Below are 16,487 nucleotides of genomic sequence, written 5' to 3' on the forward strand. Positions count from 1 at the left end.
GGCCGTCGGTTACGACTCGTGAGGTCAGTCGCGGGTGAGCTTGCGGTGGGTCACCCGGTGCGGGCGGGCCGCATCGGCGCCCAGGCGCTCGACCTTGTTGGCCTCGTAGGCCTCGAAGTTGCCCTCGAACCAGAACCACTGTCCTTCTTCGACATTGCCCTCCCACGCCAGGATGTGGGTACAGGTGCGGTCGAGGAACCAGCGGTCGTGGGAGATCACGACGGCGCAACCGGGGAACTTCTCCAGCGCGTTCTCCAGCGAGCCGAGGGTCTCGACGTCGAGGTCGTTGGTCGGCTCGTCGAGCAGGATCAGGTTGCCGCCCTCCTTGAGGGTGAGCGCCAGGTTGAGGCGGTTGCGCTCACCACCGGAGAGCACCTCCGACCGCTTCTGCTGATCCGGGCCCTTGAACCCGAAGGCCGACACGTAGGCACGTGAGGGCATCTCGTTCTGGCCGACCTCGATGTAGTCGAGTCCGTCGGAGACGACCTCCCACACCGTCTTCTTGGGGTCGATGTTGGCGCGGCTCTGGTCGACGTAGCTCAGCTTGACCGTCTCGCCGACCTTGACCGACCCGGAGTCGGGCTGCTCGAGTCCGACGATGGTCTTGAACAGTGTGGTCTTACCGACACCGTTCGGGCCGATCACGCCGACGATGCCGTTGCGCGGCAGCGTGAACGACAGGTCCTTGATCAGGACGCGACCCTCGAAGCCCTTGTCGAGGTGCGAGACCTCCACCACGATGTCGCCCAGACGCGGCGGCGTCGGGATCTGGATCTCCTCGAAGTCGAGCTTGCGGGTCTTCTCCGCCTCGATCGCCATCTCCTCGTACCGCGCCAGACGTGCCTTGTTCTTGGTCTGGCGGGCCTTGGCACCGGAACGGACCCAGGCGAGCTCCTCCTTGAGGCGCTTCTGCAGCTTCTGGTCCTTCTTGCCCTGCACCTCGAGGCGCTCGGCCTTCTTCTCCAGGTAGGTGGAGTAGTTGCCCTCGTACGGGTGCAGCTTGCCGCGGTCGACCTCACAGATCCACTCGGCGACGTGGTCGAGGAAGTACCGGTCGTGGGTGACGGCCAGGACGGCGCCCGGGTAGCTCGCGAGGAACTGCTCGAGCCAGAGCACACTCTCGGCGTCGAGGTGGTTGGTGGGCTCGTCGAGGAGCAGTAGGTCGGGCTTGCTGAGCAGCAGCTTGCACAGTGCGACGCGGCGGCGCTCACCACCGGACAGGTGGGTCACCGGGGAGTCGGCCGGCGGGCAACGCAGCGCGTCCATCGCCTGCTCGAGCTGGCTGTCGAGGTCCCAGGCGTCGGCGTGGTCGAGCTCCTCCTGGAGCTTGCCCATCTCCTCCATCAGCTCGTCGGAGTAGTCGGTGGCCATCAGTTCGGCGATCTCGTTGAACCGGTCGAGCTTGACCTTGATCTCGCCGAGGCCCTCCTCGACGTTCTGCTTGACCGTCTTCTCCTCGTTGAGCGGCGGCTCCTGCAGCAGGATGCCGACGGTGGCCTCGGGATCGAGGAAGGCCTCACCGTTGGACGGCTGGTCCAGACCCGCCATGATCTTCAGGATCGAGGACTTACCGGCGCCGTTGGGGCCCACCACGCCGATCTTGGCGCCCGGGAAGAAGGACATGGTGACGTCGTCGAGGATGACCTTGTCGCCGTGCGCCTTGCGCACCTTCTTCATTGTGTAAATGAACTCAGCCACAGCTAAAGCCTTTCTACCCCGGCATACATGCTACCGAGCGGGGGTCGTGTACAAGTGCAGTACGTCTTCGAGTACAAGTCGGCCAGCGCAGAGGTGTTCAGCACCAGCGCGGATCGCATGAGGTCAGCCTACCGAGTGTCACTGCCCACCATCCGCACCGGGCGCGGCGTACTTCGGGTATGTCGCACGCGCCGCGTCCCGCAAGGTCGCCGGACACTTTGAACTGATGTTCCCGGTCGCGCTGGCCTGCGCCTCGTAGAGGACAACCGCACCACTGAGCAAGGTCACCGCGACATAGAGACAGTCAGCGATGACGTTGAAGAGCGAAGTCGTCCCATCGAGGTACCGCGTCGGCCAGGTGTGACCGTGGGCCACTCCCGAGGTGATCGAGTACATCGCCTTGACGTGCTCAGACATCGGGCGGTTCTCCCGGTTGGGTGCAGTCTCGTCAACCCACGCCGCTGCGTAGTCGATCATCTGCTCCATCTTCAACGCGCCCCGGACACCCTGAACATCGAGCACATCGAGAACCTTCATGCACCTAGCCAAGCCTGCCGCGCGATCCTCTGTGCCTTCACTGGTAGCCAACGCCTCAGCGAACTTCTTCTGCCGGACCATCTCATCCTTAGTGACCCGCAGTGCGCGAGCGCGTCTTTCATCGCGGTCTTCGCTCGACAGCAGCCAGATCGTGCGAGCCGCCGCTTCCATCACCGCGCGGCACAACGTCACCACCGACACACTCCGCACATCCCCGGTGCCGTCCCATTCGTCCACCGCCGCAACAACCGTGGTCAGGTTCTCGGCAGCAGCCATCGCGGGGAACAACGCATGGTCGAACACGACCGAATCCGACACGAGTTCGCACACCTCGCCCGACCATTCACCGGAATCATCAAGCGTCAACGAAGAGCCATCCTCGGGTGGCGACGGAGCGACACGCCACCGCTCGAACACGCGCGCGTCCTCAACGCGGCTATCAATGCGCTCACGTGATGGCACAAGTGCGCGCGTCAGAACCGCACGTGCCTGAGCGAGTTCGTCAACCCGGCGCGAACCAGCACGACGAGTCTCACGTCGTGCCTTCTCCCGCGCCTTCTGTTCCCGCACCTTCTTGTTCTGATTCGATTTTCTCGATCCCACAATCAGCAGATCGTATCCGGCGACTGGCGACAGCGAGCGAGCCATTAAACCGGCAGGTAGACCCGCCCGCGCCGCGTGCTGGGTGGTGGGGTTGGGAGTGGGGGATTTTCCAAACAGATTTTCTCACCACCCCCTTTCCACCACATCCCCAATCGAACCTCTCCTGAGAGATTACTTAAACCCCCTGGTCACCGCCCCGTCCGTTCGCGCCGCCCTCCCCCAGACCCCCACCCATGTGCTACTACCGGGAAATCTAGTAAGGGGAAAAGTTACACATCTCCCCTTACTAGATTTCCCGGTAGTAGCAATCCACTGGCGATAGCCAGGGGAAAGAAAAAACAGAATGATGATTCATGAAGTGAACCGTAGAGGATACCTATCAGAGGGATACTATCCATTGAGGGAACGTAGTGACCGGGGATAGTATCCCTCTGATAGGTGTCCTCGGAGGTGAACGGAATGAATCATCATTTCGGATGGTAGGAAAACTAATGATACCGGTTAGCTATCGAAGGATGAGATAGGTAATGATTCATTGGGAGTGGATACTCGGGGATGGTGTTGGGAACGGAGTGAGTGATACTATTTCTGAGGATTCGCTGTGAATCACAGGGTTAGTTTTCCTTTGAAAAAGATGTGGCATTTTGGCAGTTTGCTGGGATTGGGGAATTAAAATGGTTCTATCATGCCATAATCCCAAGTCAGGGGTTAGGACTAAAATCCCCCACACCCAGTTGCTGCCACCACCACGAGCGGTGGGGGTGACCACTTTTCCGCGCACCCGCCCAGGATCGCTGGCTCGCCCGCGACTTCTGTCTACGACCCCAGCGCTTTCATCCGGGGCCAGGATTCGTGCGACTGATTGATGTCAGTCTCCGTGAGGAGCAGATAACCCCACGTGGTGTCAGGGGTGGCGTCGGAGTGGTTGACGATATTCGCCCAGACCTTCGCGGCTTTTCGCTTCCCCTGGACTTCGGCAGTCGGAGCGTCCTTGTCGGACTTGACTTCGACAAGCCACGCGCACCGCTTACCTTCGACCTCTTCAATCACCACGAAATCCGGGTTGTAGTTCTTTCCCTCGCGGGTCCAGCGGATCGGCACATCGTTGGTGTGCAGTCGCGCCCAGACGATGACTTCCTCGGCATTGTCGATCACCTGAGCGGTCTTGTACTCAGGAGAGGAGTGGAACGTCGCTGCCGGATACAAGGATCGCTTCCATCCCTCATAGGCGAGAGCACGGTCGAACGTCGCACGGTCGCACCCCACATGTTTCTTGGTGATCTTGCGCGGGGAGTCGAGCGAGGCGGTGAGTACCTGGTCCTCGTATGCCACGCCCTGAGTGGCCGCATTGAGCAACGTCTCGCGCACCAGACGGGAGGTGCGTTGCTTCGCACTGTCAAGGTAAGCCGACAGGTACGCTCCCGCGTTCTCACCCATTCCTTCGATCACCGCGTCAGCGAGACCTCTCGCCGCACCGAGTTCAGTCGGCTTGCTTGGAACTCCCGGCGTATTGAGGATCGCGGTGATGAGGTCTTCGCGGGTGGTCTTCAACGGGATGTCGAGGCGACCCGCACGGACCTGATAGTCGTCGCCCACCCCAGTCAGTTTCCCGTCCGTTGCTTCCAACCGTGTCCGCTTCAAGTCGCCCGAGGCCGAGACTCCAATGTCCGACCCGAGTTTGGTGAACGGGGCGAGGTCGGTGATCTGGTTGAGGGTGACTTCCGGGGAGGTGACCCTCTGGTCCACATACGGCAACATGATCGTCTCGCGTTCAGCGATCACCAGGTGAACGCGCGACTGCTTCTCTGCCGCTTCGCGTGCCTGACGCTCGGCTTCGGCGGTCACCTCTTCCAGGGGCTTCACGGCGACTGGTTCGGAGGGTGTCCCTGGATCGGTAGGGGTAAGGAAGTCTTCGTCGTCATCCCCTGAAACCGGAGCCGGCTCAGGATTCGCCTGTCCCCCAGTGCTGTCTCCGCCTGACGGAGGGAAGATCGGCGGTGTGACCGGATCGGTCTGGTTCCTGTCGATGATCGTGTTGCCTTCGGCGTCGGTGCGACTGCTCATCCACACCGCATAGTCCACGAACTCCTCGTTCAGAGACTCACGCTTCTTCAAGATTTCCTCGTACCGCTCGTGGGCGAGCACTTCCAGCGAGTCGAGGAACTTCACCCCGGTGTAGGAACCGAACGGCAACCTCATACCGCGCCCAAGCGTCTGTTCGGTCAACACCGACGAGATGGACGGACGCATAGACGCGATGACCCAGACGTTCTTCACGTCCCAGCCTTCCTTCAACATGCCGACGCTGATAATGATCCGCACCAGAGAATCCGGGTCTTCCACCGCGTCCAGTGCTGCGAGCGCGTCTTCCTTCTCGTCCCCGGTGAGATTCGAGTGGACTAGTAAGGTCTTGTCGATCCAGGCACCGTTGTCGAAACTCTCGGAATCGAGGATGTCCCGGAACTCGTCAGCAGCCTTCGTATTCTCTGCGATCACCAGCATGACGGGATTGACCGTAGGCAGGTCGTTCTCTTCGCAATACGCACGAGCGATGTCGGCCTTACAACGCAGCAGCGTCACTCCGTCAAGGAGTTTGGTAGCGGAGTCTTTGCGGTCATCGTGACGAGCCACCAGGACGGGAGTCTTGACGAACTTGTCCTCGATAGCCTTGGCGAGCGGGTACCGGTAGACCACCAGCGGCTCCTCCTTCCGAAGCGGCGTTGCGGTCATCCCGATCACCACCTCGGGCGTGAGGTCGGTAATGGTCTTGGCGAACGCTGGCGACCGGTAGCAGTGGGACTCGTCGGCCAGGATCACCAGGTCTTCAAGGTCGGCCAGGTGCTTGTACAGGGAGCCGCCCAAAGTCTCCTGGAACTCATGGGTGGCTCGGCCATCGCCAGTCTTCGAGGTGAGCGCCTGAACCGAGAAGACGAAGAGTTTGACCTTCGTGGTGTCGGCCATCGCCGCGACCGTTGCCGGTGACTTGAAGTTGTCAGCAGTGACGAGGTACGGGCGCGAGACCATCGAGCCGGTCAGTGACTTACGGTGACCGGGGGTGAAGTTGTCGATGGTCTTATCGCGGATGGTCCGGCCCGGTGCCAGGATCAGGAAGTTTCGCACCGGTGTCTCGATCTGCGAGAAGTATTCGATCAATCCCGCCATCACATAGGTCTTGCCCACGCCGGTAGCCGAATCCACGACACACTCGAACGGTGGCGGCTCGTGCTCTACATCGAAATGGCGCGAGGTCGCCAGGGCCACCGATTCCAGAGCCGCGCGGTTCGGCTCCCTCATGTCCAGACGCGCGCTGATTTCTGCGACAAGATCGGTGTCTGCCAGGCTCGGGTAGGTCATCGGGTCTCTCCTTCGGCGGGAGCCGGGGTGGTGTTGGGCGCGGGTCGAACCGCCTCACGCCGGAACGGGGAACGGGTGGCCTGGGAGCGCCTGTAGCGGTCCAGGACCGAGGCCGGGATGGTGTGGAGGGTCGAACCTTTCCGGGCCGTCCTGAGCGCGTCAGCAGCCTCGGGATCGACCTGGGTAGCCCACACTGAAACGACCTTTCCCTCGGGGAGAAGATCAGTGATCGAAGCGATGGTGGAGGCGCGCACCAAACCATCAACGATGACGTAGAACGTCTTGCCCTGGGAGGCGGCGAAGATTCCCTCGGGCCGGTACCGCACTCCCAACTGAGCACACATGGCTTCGGTCAACTCTCCGTTGCAAGCCCAATCAGCCAGGAACACCCGCCCCTGCTCCTCAACGAACATGGATTCGCGGACCACCAGGTGCCGGAAGCCACCGCCACCGTGCCAGTTCGTCGTCACTTCGTCACGAGTCTTCGACGCCTTGCGGATCGCCCGCAGCGCCTCGGGCATGAGGTCGATTGTCGCCTCTTCGTCATCGCTGGAAGCCGCAGCCTTGCCGACCTTGCCCAGCAGCCGCAGCAGAGTCTTCTGCTCCTCGGGATCAAGTGCCGGAGTATCGGACTTGCCCTGTGTGCGAACGACCTTCGCGGTCGCCTTGAACACATCGAGGGGAATCTCGACTTCCTTGGCGAACTTGCCGAGGACGGTGGTGAACTCCTGAGCGACCTCGGGATTCACCCCGTTCGGCAGTTCCACCTCATCAGCAGCGACACGGGTGGTCGTGGTGGTGATACCTCCGGGGTCGTCACCGTCGATCACCTTCTGCAAACGCGGGAGCGTGTATCGGGAAACCGTCTCGGGCAGCAGTTCGCTGGTGACCCAGCGCCGCCCCATCTTCTGCGCCACAGCAGCAGTGGTGCCGGAACCGGCGAAGCAGTCGAGAACGATGTCACCGGGATCGGTAGCGATGTGGATGATTCGTTGCAGCAGACGTTCGGGCTTGGGGGTGTCGAAAGCCTTAGTCTCTGGAAAGAGTGCGTTAATCTCAGCCTTCGCCTCGCGATTGTGTCCGACCTCATCATTCGACCACCACGTTCGCGGCACCCGCCCAGTAGTGGGGATATACATCTTCCTACCGATACTGCCCTTCGAGCGGATCAGATATTGCGGCAACGGACCCGCGTTCCGACGTTGTTCGACAAGGCGGCGAGCCTCGTCCAGGGGGACATCTAGGACGATTGCCTTTATCCCCTGCTTAACCCTCTCGACGGGCACGCCCTCAATCTCCGCCCTTCTTCGAGCGTCGTTGAGATCTTCCAATTTATACGGCGCCCACTCGTTCATCGAGGCGAGAATGTCCGCCTGACTGAGACTCCAATGCCGAGAGTTTCCCGGGTATTGCATTTCACCCGTCAGCGGATTCTGAATCGCATAGCACATTCCCCCTCGCCCATCCCCCTTGTTTGCGGTTGGATTGTCGTCAAACCACGGCCCCTTCGGATCATTGTCTGGGTTTGTGAATCGCTTATTGTCTTCGGCGCTTCGGGGAAAGCGATTTGTCTCGAACTTTTCGGAACTCCGATATACGAGAATGATGTCGTGATCGTCAGAGAACTCACCACTTGACCGTGGAGAGTCAGCCTTCTGCCACACGACCTCCGCAACGAAGTTGTCGGGCCGGAGCACTTCATCCATCACCATCCGGCATCGGTGAACCTCCACGTCGTCCAGATGAACCCAGACTGACCCATCCTTCGCCAGCAGTGGCTTGATCTGATTCAGCCGGTCCCTGAGCATGGTCAGCCAGATCGAATGGTCGATGTTGTCGTCGTAGTTATCGAACGCCTTACCCGTATTGAACGGCGGGTCGATGTAGACCAGTTTCACCTGACCGAGGTAGGTATCGGCGTACTCGGGAATCTTCGCCAATGAATCCAGGACGTGCATACCGTCGCCGGTGATCAGCAGGTTGTCGAACGTGGGGCACGGCAGGTCGTCGGGTCGTTCCTCGGGGATGTCGGTCAGGTACTCGGCCATCTCATCGAGCAGCCGGACCTCGGCCACCCGGTAGTCGCCGGGATCGACGAACGTGTAGTCGTACTTGCCGTCACCTACTGACAGCAGCGCCTTGTCCTTGTCAGTCCAGGTCAGTTCCAGTGCGCCTGAGTGCCGCATACCTGCCACGAAGTCGTCCTGTCTCTCTTGGGTCGGATTGAACAGTAAGGGACCGGTCGAGGGCGTCATCAGTTGCCGCGCCGGTCGGTGGGGTGGTCAGCAGGGATACGGCTGGCCGATGGCGTCACAAGCCCCGCGCCGGTTCGCCTCCATCAGTTCCTCAGCGGAGTCGTAGCCGATGTCACCTCTCGGCGTCCACGGACAGGACTCGATCAACCTGCCGGTCACGTTGTCGGCAACCCACTCGCAGCCTTCGGGTAGTTCTGGCTGTGCAGCCTCGGCCAGTGGTTCGGTGGAAAGACCCGGCTCCTCTGGCGGCACCGGCTCCTCGGTTACCTCCTCCGGGGTGGAAGTGTCGGTGGAGCGAGTCTCGGTCGTTGTGGTCTTGGGCATGACGGATTCGGCCGTCCTGGAAGTCGGCTGTGAGGGTGGAGAGGAATCTTCTTCCCCTGATCCACATCCGGTCACCATCAATACAGCGGCGAGTGTGAATACGGCAAGTGCGGGGTACCTCGGCTTAATCATCACTGATTCTCTTTCGGTATTACGGTTCTCATACTCGGAAATTAGCCACCACTGAGCGTCGGTAGCAGCTCAGAGAGGCGGCGAATCGTTGAGGTGCACAGTTAATACCTAGACAAAGAAAAGCAGGCCACGCGGGAAATGCTCGTAACCCGCGAGGCCTGCTGTGATGGGAAATCTGGCGGACCAAATTCCAAGCCGTCACCCGCAATTCCATTATAGTCGCGCCGCCTCAAACTCAGCCACCGAAACCGACTGTTCCAGCGAGGGTGAACGTTCCCCCTATCTTCCAGACGAAACCTGAGTTCTGCTCGTCACCCGCAAATGACCGGCATAACTCTTCCACCCGTCACGGAAGACAAGAAAATGCTCGACTCACCTCAGCCGAAATCCACCCGGAAACTCAGCGCCGGAGTTCGGGAGACTGCCGCGACAATCATCGCAAGCCGTCTGTTTAGTGACCCTTACCAGAACTTCGATGATCTGTACCTTGCACGCGACCTGGCGCGGGGTGCCTCTCACCGGCACACTGAGAAGATTCTCTCGGCCCTGATGATCCTCATCTCCTGCAAGTCCGAGAAACCGGTAATGGTGGACCTCGGGAATGACATTCCACTGATCCACGCCAGCGCCGCTCTGACCAAGTTCCATTCGTGCCGCCAGGTGAGTTGTCCGGCGAACGGGTACGAAATCGGCCAGCGGCTCGCAGACGGGATACGAACCCTGCTCGACAACCTCACCGATGGCCGCGTGTACCTGGTCACCACCACATCACAGACCTCGGCTGATCTGACACCGATGATCGCCACGGCCTACAACGGCCTGCATGATTGACGAGGCTCAGAAAAATTCCTCAGGTGTGCTCACTGAAATTCCCCACCTGTGGGCGGCTCCTACTGTAGCGATCTGCGTGTCGGCGCGGTAGCTGCCCGCTGGTTTTGGGTGCGGGCGTGGTGGTCGCGGAGTCGGTAGGAGTCGCCGTCGAGTTTGAGTACGACTGAGCGGTGCAGGAGTCGGTCGAGCATGGCCGCGGCGACGGTGGTGTCGCCGAGGACTTCGCCCCATTCAGCGACTGACCGGTTGGTAGTGATGACGATGCTGGTTTTCAAATATCGTTGCGCCACAACCTGAAATAGTGCGGATGCGGCTTCGGCGGGCAACGGAAGATAGCCAAGTTCGTCAATCACCAGCAGAGTCGGTCCGGCGAAGAACCGCATGCAGGTGGCCCACCTGCCCTCGATCGCGGCTTTGTGGCAGCGGGCGGCGAGGTCGGCCGCGGTGGTCACATAGGTGCGATATCCGGCGTGCACCGCGGCGTGGGCCAACCCGACGGCCAGGTGCGTTTTGCCGGTCCCGGGTGGGCCGACGAGCAGCACGTTGGTCGCTGACTCGAGGTAGGCGCAGGTTCGGAGTTCGCCGATCAGCGCCCGGTCCACACCGGGCGCGGCGTCGTAGTCGAACCCCTCGAGGGTGGCCGGGGTGGGCAGGCAGGCGAACCGCAACCGCCCGGCCAGTCGACGGGCCTCGGTCGCATCGACCTCGATGCCCAGCAGGTGCTCGAGGGTCTGGGTCATCGACCAGTCCTGCTCGCCAGCGGTCTGCAACACCTGCGGCAATGCTTCGGCGGCGGCGTCGAGTTTGAGCACCGCGAGGTGCCCACGCAGTTGCTGATACACCGAGATCGCTGATTGTGGTTGCGGTTCAACAGTATTGGACGTGCTGACTCGGGTCAAGTTGTTGGTGGTGGTCATGGAAGGGAGGTCCTGTTCTGTGCGGCGCGTTCGTAGACGCTGAGATCGATCACCGACGTCTCGGCGGAATCGTCGGTGGTGGTGTTGGTTGTGTTGTTGTGGCGCAATACTTCTGCTGCATCGCGTGCGGTCTGGCCGGGTGGGATGCGTTCCTTGCGGCGATGCGGCCGCCCGGTGGCCGAGGCGGTGGCGGCCTTGGCGAAGGTATCCAGAGCCAGGACATGCCCGTGGTCACGAACCTGTGCCCCCGCCCCGGCCGGGGCCAGGCGGTGGCGGGCGATCACGATTCCCGACTCGGTGGCAATGTCGATGTGCCCGTCACCGAGACGTTCACTGACAGTCACCTCGCTCATCACCAGTTCTGGGGGCACCGAGTACTGGTTGCCTCGCCACGCCACCAGCGCCTGCCGGGACACGGTCCGGGTCTCGGTGACCGTGGCGGAATACGGGGCCGCTGGCGGGGCGCTCAGCGGCTCGCGTGCGGCCACGGTGGCCACGTTCGCCCGCCCGTCTTTGGTGCGCCGCATCCGCACATCGGAACGGGTCCGGCAGAACGTGTCGCAACTGGCTTGCGCCTCGATCGCACTCATCTCATCCGGCAGAGTGCGCCACCACCGTTGCGCGGCAGTGTGATTGGCCTTCTCCACCACCCCTTTACGATTCCCACGCCGGGGTGGGCACACGGCCACCGACACGCCGTAATGCTTGGCCACGCCCGCGAACTCGGCGGTCAACGCCCCGGTCGAGGGGTGACACACCGTGGCCATCCGATCGAACCGCCACTTCTTGGTGACACCACCGAGTCGGCGGGTGATGCGGTCGAGGCCGGCGATCACCTGCGGGCGGGTCATATCCGGCGCCAGAGAGCCGCGCCAGCGACCCGAATGCGCCAGCGACCCGACAAGCAGGAATACCGTTGCACCCCAACCCCATTGCGCAGGAGGGTTCGGCAGTTCAACCCAATCCCATTGCGTCTCTTCACCCGGCGGGTGATCGATGACCGCGTTCGCGCGTTCGGTCACCTGCGCGCACTCCTCGCACCGGGGACGCAGCCCGCGCTGGCGGATCTGGCGGGTCAACGTCTGATACGACTGCGTGTAGCCCAGATCCTCGAGCTCGTCGCACAACGTACGCGACCACAAATGCGGATCCTCGACCAACCGCGCCCGCACATAGGCCACGAACGGCTCGAACGGATCGACCGCCGGCTTCTTGCGCTCACCCGGAACGCGATCGCCGTTGATGTAGGCCCGGATCGTCTTCCTGTCGTGCCCGGTATGGCGGGCGATCGCCGAGATCGTCCACCCCCGTTTATGCAAAGCATGTACTTCCACATCTTCCTCCCGTGTCACCATGAAAGCGGGCCTCCCGTGTGCTGGTGAGTGGTCAGAGACCATCAGCATCCCGGGAGGCCCGCCTACTCTGGCGGAGCCACACGGGTGGGGAATTCAGATGAGCATCACTGGGGAATTTCGATGAGCGCCGTCATGATGTCCTTGACTCGATCCGTCCCCACGGTGGCCGGTACCTCGGGCACGTCCTGGAAACCCCGGTGAAGTTCGCTAGTGGTTCGTTTCTGAAATTGTTTGACGGTTGGCCTTTTTCAGGATTTCATCGGCGGTCTTGGTCCAGACGAATGGGTGTTTCCGATTGTTCCAGCCGGTGATGAATTGCCGGATCTTGGCGTTGAGGTCGGTGACGCTGGTGAAGATGCCGCGGCGGATCGCTTGCCGGTCGATGATCGCGAACCACACCTCGACCAGGTTGAGCCAGGAACCCGAAGTCGGGGTGAAATGGGTGTGGAACCTCGGGTGCGCCTGTAGCCAGGCCCGTACTTCGGGGGTCTTGTGGGTGGCGTAGTTGTCCATGACCACGTGCAGTTCCTGGTCAGGGTAGGCGCGGTCGATCTGCCGGAGGAACGACAGGAACTCCTGGCGCCGGTGTTTCGGCTTGACTGCTGCGGTGACTTGTCCGGTCGCGATCTCCAACGCGGCGAACAACGTCGTCGTCCCGTGACGCTTGTAGTCATGGGTACGTCGTTCCACATCACCGGGCCGGACCGGCAGCATGGGGGCGGTCCGGTCCAACGCTTGGATCTGGCTTTTCTCGTCCACACACAGCACGATCGCATTGTCTGGTGGGGCCAGATACTCCCCCGACCACGTCGGTGACCTTGGCTACCAACTCCGGGTCGGTGGAGAACTTGAATGTCTCGGCTCGCCAGGGTTGTACCCCGTAGGCCCGCCATGCCCGGGCCACCGTGGCGTTACCGATACCGAGGTGCTCGGCCAGCAACCGTGAGGACCAGTGGGTGACCCCGTACTTCTTCGGTGGTGGCTTCAGAGTTGTGGTGATGATCCGTTCGGGATCGACATGTCGGGGTCCCGGTCCGAGGGGCATCGTCGAGACCGCATATGCCTTGCTGGATATAGCGTTTACGCCACTTCCATACCGTTGTCGTGGTCGTTGCGGTTGCGTCCGCGATCGGTGCGTTCGCGAGCCCGTCAGCGGCCAGCAACACGATCCGGGCACGCAACGCCAGGCCCGAAGAGATCGTCGTGGCACGCGTCCACGACAACAACACATCCCGATCACCATCCCGAAGGATCAATGCTGGGGCCGGAGAATTCGCCATGCGGTAATTCTCACAAATCCACAAGAATTTAGGAACTAACGACACGAACCACTAGTGGTGTGTCTCTGAATTAGTTGGCTACTTGTTCGAGTGTTGCGCGTGCGCGGGCAACTTTGGCGAGGATGGATTCGGCGGTGGCGGTCCAAATGTAGGGCTTCGGATTGTCGTTGTGTGCGTTCATGTATGACTCGATACTGGCGATCAGCTCGGGCACGCTGGGGAAGATCCCGCGGCGGAGGTTCTTGTCGGTCAGCTCGCGGAACCAGCGCTCTACCTGGTTGAGCCACGATGATGAGGTCGGGGTGAAATGGAAATGAAACCGCGTGTGCCGCTTCCTCCATTTCTGCACGTTCGGGTGTTTATGGGTGGCGTAGTTGTCCAGGATCAGATGCACCTGCAACCCGGCCGGGACCTGACGGTCGATGGTGTTGAGGAACGTGATGAACTCCTCGTGCCGGTGACGCGACAGGCACTGGCCGATCACGGTACCGGTGAGCACGTCCAACGCAGCGAACAAGGTGGTCGTGCCATTGCGTTTGTAGTCGTGGGTCATGGTCCCGGCGCGACCGGCAACCATCGGCAGCGACGCTTGGGTCCGGTCCAATGCCTGGATCTGGGACTTTTCATCCATACAGAGCACGATCGCCTTCTCCGGCGGGTTCAGATACAACCCGACCACATCGATCAGCTTCTCCTCGAATCGGGGGTCATTGGATACCTTGAACGTGTCGACTCGATGCGGTTTCACGTCAAGATCCGACCAAATCCGTTGCACTGTAGAAGAACTCACCCCCACTCGCTGCGCCATCGTCCGACACGACCAATGCGTCTGCCCCGGCGGTGTCGTGGTCGTGGTCAACCGTACGATCTCGGCGACCGTCTCCGCGCTGATCGACGACCGTCGACCCCGACCCTTGCGAATCACACCCAGACCGGCCAAACCGTCCTCGCCGAACCGGCTCCGCCAGGCCCGCACCGTGGCCGCGCGGACCCCAACCTCCTCGGCAATCCGGATGTTGGCGACCCCGTCCGAGGCCAGCAACAACACCCTGGCCTGCAGCACCTGCTGATGCGGAACCCGCTGGCTGCGGGTCAACCTCTCCAACGTCTCGCGCTCACCATCGGTCAACGGCAACGGTGCCGCAGCTCGCCCACTCATACAGAGAATTGTACGCAACATGTAGACGGTTATTTGCGAGACACACCACTAGCGGCAACTCGGCGCGGTGGTGGCCGAATCTGCACGCGATCATCTGGTTGCCGACTTCGGCCCCGGCTATCGAGTCCGCAGGAATTGTCAGTGCCGCAGATGTGGACGTGCGCGAACTGGTGACGGGCGAGGATCGGGAACGGGGAATCAACTACGTCGTGAAGTCACTGACCGGCCAGCGCACAGTCGTAGCCAAACTGCTCGATCCGGCCACCAGTGTGAACCCACGCGAGTTGATCGCCCTGGTCGATCACTTCCGCGACGATCCCGAGATGGAGCACCTGATTGACCTTCTCATCGAGTGGTTCCAATCGGTCCACTCACCGGGCGCGCGACTAAACCGGATCAAACGCGGCGGTGTCACCGTGTTGGCAGGAGTGGCACGGCTACCCCGGAAACTCCCCTCGTCCACAACGCACCGGGCACACAAGTTCACGGGCTGGCCCGACTACGACAAGACCCGAGACGCAGCACGCGCCACTTCCGATCATGTGCAGTCTCGCCCAACTTGTACGTGAAGCCTACTGAGACTTGTGTGGCCGGGGCGTCGGGGGTCTCCGGGTTCTCGCTGCGTCCGCGGTAGCTGCGGTCGAGTCCGAACATGAAGACGGCCGCGACGACGAGCACCGCACCGAACAGGACATAGAGGCCCTGCGGGGTCCAGCCGGCGCCGAGGAGGTAGCCGGTGACGATCGGGGCGACGATCGACACGAGTCGTCCGATACCGATCATCAGACCCACCCCGGTGCCGCGGACGGCCGCAGGGTAGACCGACGGGCTGATCGCATAGAACCCGGCGACACCGCCGTTGGCCGTCAGTCCGACGAACACCGCGAGCACCATGCCCAGCGCGACGATCTCGAATCCGTTGGCGTAGGCGACGAAGACGATCGCGCCGCCGAGCAGCAGCAGGGTGTTGACGATGCGCGGGCGCAGGATCAGCGTGAGCGAGGCGAAGATCAGCGCGCCGATCACGCCGCCGACGTTGATCAGCACACCCGCGGTGGTGCCCATGCCCGAGTCGCCGGTGGCGTCGGTCAGCAGCTTGGGGGTCCAGGTGTTGACGAAGTAGAACGACGCCATCAGGCAGGAGTAGCCGATCCACAGCATGATGGTGCGGCGCCGCATGATGCCGGCGAACAGACCGCCTTTCACACCACGCACGTTCTTGGCCGCAACCGGCTCCGGAAGCTCTTGCGCCGGTTCGTATCCGAGCTTGCCCGCGATGGCGTTGTACTTTGCCAGCGCATTCTTCGGGCGCTTGTCGACGAGGAACTCGATCGATTCGGGCATCGCCCGGATGACGACGACGAGCAGGATGGCGGTGACGATGGTTCCGAACAGGAAGGCCGAACGCCACCCGAACTGCGAGATCAGCACGCCCGAGATGGCGCCACCGAGGGCCACACCGCCGGGCAGGCCGGCACCGTAGAGTCCGAGCGCCAGGCCGCGCCGGCGGTCACTGCTGTTCTCCGACACCAGGATGTTGAGGTTGGCGACGAGACCACCGATACCCAGGCCGGCGAAGGCGCGGAACGCGATCAGCTGACCGGGGTCGGCGGCGATCGTCGACAGCGCCATGCCGATGGTGATCACGACGAGACAGGCGATGGTCATCGGCCGGCGACCGTACCGGTCGGCCAGCGGCGAGAGCGCGAAGGCGCCCACCGCCGTACCGATCAGCCCGGCGCTGAGCAGATAGCCGACCTCCACCGACGACAGGTTCCAGTCGTCACTGAGGTGGGGCGCCACGAACGCCATGATGAGGATCTCGAATCCGTCGACCATGCACAGCAAGAAGCAGATGACGATGGTCTGGATCTGATACTGGCGCATCGGCTGGGTGCGAATGGCTTCGCGAATATCCATGAGGGGGTTGCCTTTCACAGCACGCGCTCCCCGACTCCCTCGACGAGGGCACACTCCTGCCCGCATGTCCGGTCGCAGCGAACGGATATCGCAGGGGTGCATGAGGCGGGTCACGCATGAAC

10 protein-coding genes and 1 pseudogene are annotated in these 16,487 nt (G+C 61.9%); 1 reads left to right on the top strand and 10 read right to left on the bottom strand.

Features of this window, described 5'->3' with window-relative positions; translation table 11 throughout:
• Positions 1 to 24: 24 nt before the first annotated feature.
• The 5 genes from ettA to Q9K23_RS03035 form a co-directional block, all read right to left on the bottom strand.
• Entirely contained in the window at positions 25 to 1,698 is a 1,674-nt protein-coding gene (ettA, locus tag Q9K23_RS03015) for an energy-dependent translational throttle protein EttA (protein ID WP_053778771.1), read from the bottom strand.
• 138 nt (positions 1,699 to 1,836) lie between these two features.
• Positions 1,837 to 2,883, bottom strand: a complete 1,047-nt coding sequence (locus Q9K23_RS03020; protein WP_020791791.1) for a hypothetical protein — start codon at positions 2,881 to 2,883, stop codon at positions 1,837 to 1,839.
• Positions 2,884 to 3,654: 771 nt separating this feature from the next.
• Positions 3,655 to 6,192 carry a DEAD/DEAH box helicase family protein gene (locus tag Q9K23_RS03025; RefSeq protein WP_053777957.1) on the bottom strand — a complete coding sequence of 846 codons (2,538 nt, stop codon included), beginning with the start codon at positions 6,190 to 6,192 and terminating at the stop codon, positions 3,655 to 3,657.
• A complete protein-coding gene (locus Q9K23_RS03030) occupies positions 6,189 to 8,378 on the bottom strand; it encodes a site-specific DNA-methyltransferase (protein WP_053777959.1) in 2,190 nt (729 codons plus the stop codon). The genes Q9K23_RS03025 and Q9K23_RS03030 overlap by 4 nt, the downstream gene beginning before the upstream one ends.
• A 96-nt stretch (positions 8,379 to 8,474) precedes the next feature.
• Entirely contained in the window at positions 8,475 to 8,771 is a 297-nt protein-coding gene (locus Q9K23_RS03035; RefSeq protein ID WP_020794450.1) for a hypothetical protein, read from the bottom strand.
• 453 nt (positions 8,772 to 9,224) lie between these two features.
• Here Q9K23_RS03035 and Q9K23_RS03040 point away from each other — a divergent pair, with 453 nt between their 5' ends.
• Entirely contained in the window at positions 9,225 to 9,734 is a 510-nt protein-coding gene (locus tag Q9K23_RS03040; RefSeq protein ID WP_152972826.1) for a hypothetical protein, read from the top strand.
• Positions 9,735 to 9,793: 59 nt separating this feature from the next.
• Here the strand turns inward: Q9K23_RS03040 and istB are convergent, their stop codons facing one another.
• The 5 genes and pseudogenes from istB to Q9K23_RS03065 form a co-directional block, all read right to left on the bottom strand.
• Complete coding sequence (gene istB / locus Q9K23_RS03045) at positions 9,794 to 10,651, bottom strand: IS21-like element helper ATPase IstB (protein ID WP_020790650.1); 858 nt, start codon at positions 10,649 to 10,651, stop codon at positions 9,794 to 9,796.
• Entirely contained in the window at positions 10,648 to 12,006 is a 1,359-nt protein-coding gene (locus Q9K23_RS03050) for an IS21 family transposase (protein WP_305950384.1), read from the bottom strand. The genes istB and Q9K23_RS03050 overlap by 4 nt, the downstream gene beginning before the upstream one ends.
• Positions 12,007 to 12,213: 207 nt before the next feature.
• A pseudogene (locus Q9K23_RS03055) lies at positions 12,214 to 13,286 on the bottom strand (IS630 family transposase).
• Between the two features lie 70 nt (positions 13,287 to 13,356).
• A complete protein-coding gene (locus Q9K23_RS03060; RefSeq protein WP_305950385.1) occupies positions 13,357 to 14,445 on the bottom strand; it encodes an IS630 family transposase in 1,089 nt (362 codons plus the stop codon).
• 483 nt (positions 14,446 to 14,928) lie between these two features.
• Positions 14,929 to 16,365: an MFS transporter gene (locus Q9K23_RS03065; RefSeq protein ID WP_020790016.1), complete on the bottom strand. Its 1,437-nt coding sequence runs from the start codon at positions 16,363 to 16,365 to the stop codon at positions 14,929 to 14,931.
• Positions 16,366 to 16,487: the final 122 nt, after the last annotated feature.

The organism is Gordonia sp. NB41Y (genome assembly GCF_030718915.1).
In the GTDB taxonomy this organism is placed as follows: Bacteria; Actinomycetota; Actinomycetes; order Mycobacteriales; family Mycobacteriaceae; genus Gordonia; species Gordonia desulfuricans.

What these genes read in the sequence shown, in the direction of transcription:
- Q9K23_RS03020 (WP_020791791.1), bottom strand. Translation starts at nt 2,883, where the DNA reads ATGGCTCGCTCGCTGTCGCCAGTCGCCGGATACGATCTGCTGATTGTG.
- Q9K23_RS03025 (WP_053777957.1), bottom strand. Translation starts at nt 6,192, where the DNA reads ATGACCTACCCGAGCCTGGCAGACACCGATCTTGTCGCAGAAATCAGC.
- Q9K23_RS03030 (WP_053777959.1), bottom strand. Translation starts at nt 8,378, where the DNA reads ATGCGGCACTCAGGCGCACTGGAACTGACCTGGACTGACAAGGACAAG.
- Q9K23_RS03035 (WP_020794450.1), bottom strand. Translation starts at nt 8,771, where the DNA reads ATGCCCAAGACCACAACGACCGAGACTCGCTCCACCGACACTTCCACC.
- Q9K23_RS03040 (WP_152972826.1), top strand. Translation starts at nt 9,225, where the DNA reads ATGACCGGCATAACTCTTCCACCCGTCACGGAAGACAAGAAAATGCTC.
- istB (WP_020790650.1), bottom strand. Translation starts at nt 10,651, where the DNA reads ATGACCACCACCAACAACTTGACCCGAGTCAGCACGTCCAATACTGTT.
- Q9K23_RS03050 (WP_305950384.1), bottom strand. Translation starts at nt 12,006, where the DNA reads ATGGTGACACGGGAGGAAGATGTGGAAGTACATGCTTTGCATAAACGG.
- Q9K23_RS03060 (WP_305950385.1), bottom strand. Translation starts at nt 14,445, where the DNA reads ATGAGTGGGCGAGCTGCGGCACCGTTGCCGTTGACCGATGGTGAGCGC.
- Q9K23_RS03065 (WP_020790016.1), bottom strand. Translation starts at nt 16,365, where the DNA reads ATGGATATTCGCGAAGCCATTCGCACCCAGCCGATGCGCCAGTATCAG.